This window comes from Planktothrix sp. FACHB-1355, assembly GCF_014748295.1.
Lineage (GTDB): Bacteria > Cyanobacteriota > Cyanobacteriia > Cyanobacteriales > Aerosakkonemataceae > Aerosakkonema > Aerosakkonema funiforme_A.
On sequence record NZ_JACJUP010000858.1, the window covers coordinates 1 to 3,200 of the forward strand.

The following is a 3,200-nucleotide window of genomic DNA, read 5'->3' on the forward strand; positions in this document are numbered from 1 at the left end:
TAACTTGTTGATATCGTGATGGTTTGGGGTTTCGTACTTAGCGACGGTAACAGCCAATCCAGATCCATCCGAGAGGTCAAACAATGATTGAATTAAGCCTTTCCCGAAGGTTTTTTCGCCGACAAGGAAAGCGCGATGGTTGTCCTGCAATGCACCGGCAAGGATTTCGCTGGCACTGGCGGTACCGCGATTGACCAATACTACTAGGGGATCTTTGGTAAGTGCAGATCCCGTGGCATCAAAACTGCCGATGATTCCTTGGCGATTGACTGTATAAACAATAGTGCCTTTATCCAACCAAAGGCGAGCAATTTCGATTCCGGATTGCAAGAGGCCGCCTGGATTGTTCCGCAGGTCTAAAATGTAAGCTTCAGCTCCTTCTTGCTCTAAGCGAGCGATCGCGTTAGCTAGCTCTTGAGTGGCGTTAGCGTTAAACTGATTGAGGCGAATGTAGCCAAATGGCAATCCTTCTGGTTGAGTACGCAATTCTGCAAACACTGGATTGAGGGCGATGCGATCGCGTACCAATTTAATTTCTTGCGGTTCTGTCTTATCTCGTATTATTCTGAGGGTAACGTTAGTGCCAATGGGGCCGCGCATACGCGCAGCAGCTTCGTCAAGGCTAATATTTTTTGTTGACAAACCATCAATTTCCAGAATGCGATCGCGCGGTTGAATCCCTGCCCGTTCCGCTGGCGAACCTGCGATCGGCGACAACACCTGCAACTCTCCAGTTTCTTCGTCCAGGGCAATTTGCAGTCCCACACCCGTCAGTTCTCCAGAAGTGTTGACCTGCAAACTCCGATATTGGTCGGGTTGGAGGTGTCGCGTAAAAGGATCTGCCAAACTTGCCAGCATTTGTCCAATTGCTGCGTATGCTTCCTCGCGATTTTTGAGAGGTTGTTTTAGTGCCTTTTGGCGCACTAACCACCAGTTTTGATGATTGAAAGTGTCATCAACATAGGACTGATTGACAATTCGCCATACTTCTGCTATTATCTTTTGTTCGTCTGTAAAAGCAGAGGCAGGCGGCGTCCACCAGCCGAAGACAAAAACAACCGATAGGAGTAGTAGGAATCCGAACCTAAAGAAGCGTTTTTTCATAGCACAAATTTTAGACTTCATTTTACAAAAGTCAAAAGTCAAAAGTCAAAAAACTAGGGGTTAGGGGTTAGGGGTTAGGGAAGAGGGGAAGAGGGAAAAGGGAAAAGGGAAAAAGAAAAATATTCATTCTTTCGCTCAAGAGTTCCCCCGCTCCCCCACTCCCCTACTCCCCCGCTCCCAGGCTTGTGTCAGACTGAAGTCAGTACAAGAATTTATTGAAATCGTGATTGAGGTAGAAGTACACAACTCACTGCGAGCGTTCCTGCGATCGCTAGGTGCAGGACACTGGCCCCATCATTTAACGATGGCAAGGCTGGTGGCACGAGCGTTGCGACTGGGGCGGAGCGCCTTGATTCAGGTAGGAGTTCCCGCAGGAATAAACGTGCGGTATCGCCTGAGTTACCTGGCACCAGCCTTGATCTGGCCGGGGCCAGTTATTCTGGTAGCAACGGAATCGGTGCAGCAGCGTCTGCTGAAAGTGGAAATACCCCAGCTGTTGGGGTGGATTCGGACTCGGAAGGCGATCCGAACGGGTGACGCTTTGCCTGACGCGGATTTCCAGGGACTGTTACTCACTTCTCCAGAAGCATGGCTCTTCGATCGGCTGACGAACCAAAACCGTTTTGGCGCGGGCATTCCCACCATCGTAGATGGTGTTGACGATTTGGAAACTTGGACTCGCTTACGGCTGACTGCGGCGATCGCACCGGGCAACTGGGACGAATTGATGTTGGCGAAACCATCCCAGGCGAAGGCGATTCGCAATGCACGAGTGCAACTGACAAAGGCAGTGTTTCAGCATCCTACTAACCCCTACGAATGCTATCCGATCGAGCCTTTAGAGCAAGATATCTTGAAGCATTTGTATGAAAAATTGACAGGATCAGAAGACGCAGAAGAAAATTTTTCCCCTTCTGACGGGGATTTACCGGATGCGTGGAGAATTTTTTGGCAGCGATTTCAAAGTGATGGGCAGCTAGTCTGGGCTGAAATTGCCCGACGACAAGGCCAGTTTTCTTTGTACTGCGCTCCTGTGGATGTAGCTTCAACTCTTAGCGGCATATGGCAGCAGCAACCTGTGGTTTTAATTGGCGGTGCTTTGGAGTTGGAGGCAGAGGCTCCTATTTATCGCCAGCGTCTGGGTTTGGGAGAATTGACTTGTGTGAAGTTTTCTGCCGATCGTCACAATGAATTAATTCATCTGTATTTACCAGATGGGTTACCTATGCCCAACACGCCCCAATTTCAATCTGCGCTCTTGTTGGAGATTCGCAGATTGCTGATTGTGAGTACGGCGGTACGAGGGCTGACGGTTTTGTTGGTGAGCGATATGCCGCTGAAGGCTCAGGTGGCGGCAACCCTGGCAGCTGAGTTTGGCTCGCGGGTTCAGGTGGAAAAAACTTGTTTGGATGAGAATGGCATTTTGGTCACAGGTTGGGAATTCTGGCTTGAGTATCAGAATGTCCTTCCAGCACCGCATTTGCTCGCGATCGCTAGTTTGCCGATCCCATCTCTGGAAAATCCTTTGGTTGCCGGTCGCGTTGCTTATTACAAGCAACAGCGTCAGGATTGGTTTCGCTTGTATCTGTTGCCGGAAACTCTCAACTCTCTTGCTAGAGCGATCGCTCCGGTACGAGAAACTCAGGGCGCGATCGCTTTGCTGGACAGCCGTGCCATTCACCGCAGCTACGGTCAGCAGGTACTGGCAGCTCTCTCTCCGTTCGCCCGCATCGACTATTTAGACCTCAACTTTTTGAGTTCCGATAATTAATTCAATACGGCAATAATCTCTTAAATTGTGTGCATATGGTTGTATTTTTGTCAAAAACTTGGCGACCGCCGGAAGACAAACGCTATCATCAAGCCAAAGTATAGAAGTTAGTTCTTAAAGTCATGGGCGAAGCGAAACGGCGTAAAGCCACTCTCGGAGATAAATACGGGCAAGAACCTTCCCTTGTCCCCTGGCTCCCGTTGACGAAATCTCAGGCACAAGAGATTTCTAAGTGGGTAAATCGCAGTACCTGGATAGGCATTGGCTTACTGGTCGTTTTCTGGGTGAGCGTGCGGTTTATAGGGCCTGCTTTCGGTTGGTGGCA

3 protein-coding genes are annotated in these 3,200 nt (G+C 49.6%); 2 read left to right on the top strand and 1 reads right to left on the bottom strand.

Annotated features, from left to right (window positions below; translation table 11 throughout):
* Positions 1–1,104 (bottom strand): carboxyl-terminal processing protease CtpA (ctpA, locus tag H6S82_RS26045; RefSeq protein WP_191056942.1); only part of this gene is annotated, 1,104 nt, incomplete at its 3' end.
* A 223-nt stretch (positions 1,105–1,327) separates the two neighbouring features.
* Between ctpA and H6S82_RS26050 the strand changes: the two genes are divergently transcribed.
* Complete coding sequence (locus H6S82_RS26050) at positions 1,328–2,875, top strand: ATP-dependent DNA helicase (protein WP_190460940.1); 1,548 nt, start codon at positions 1,328–1,330, stop codon at positions 2,873–2,875.
* 122 nt (positions 2,876–2,997) lie between these two features.
* On the top strand, positions 2,998–3,200 hold a 203-nt coding region (locus tag H6S82_RS26055; protein ID WP_191056941.1), incomplete at its 3' end, for a DUF2839 domain-containing protein.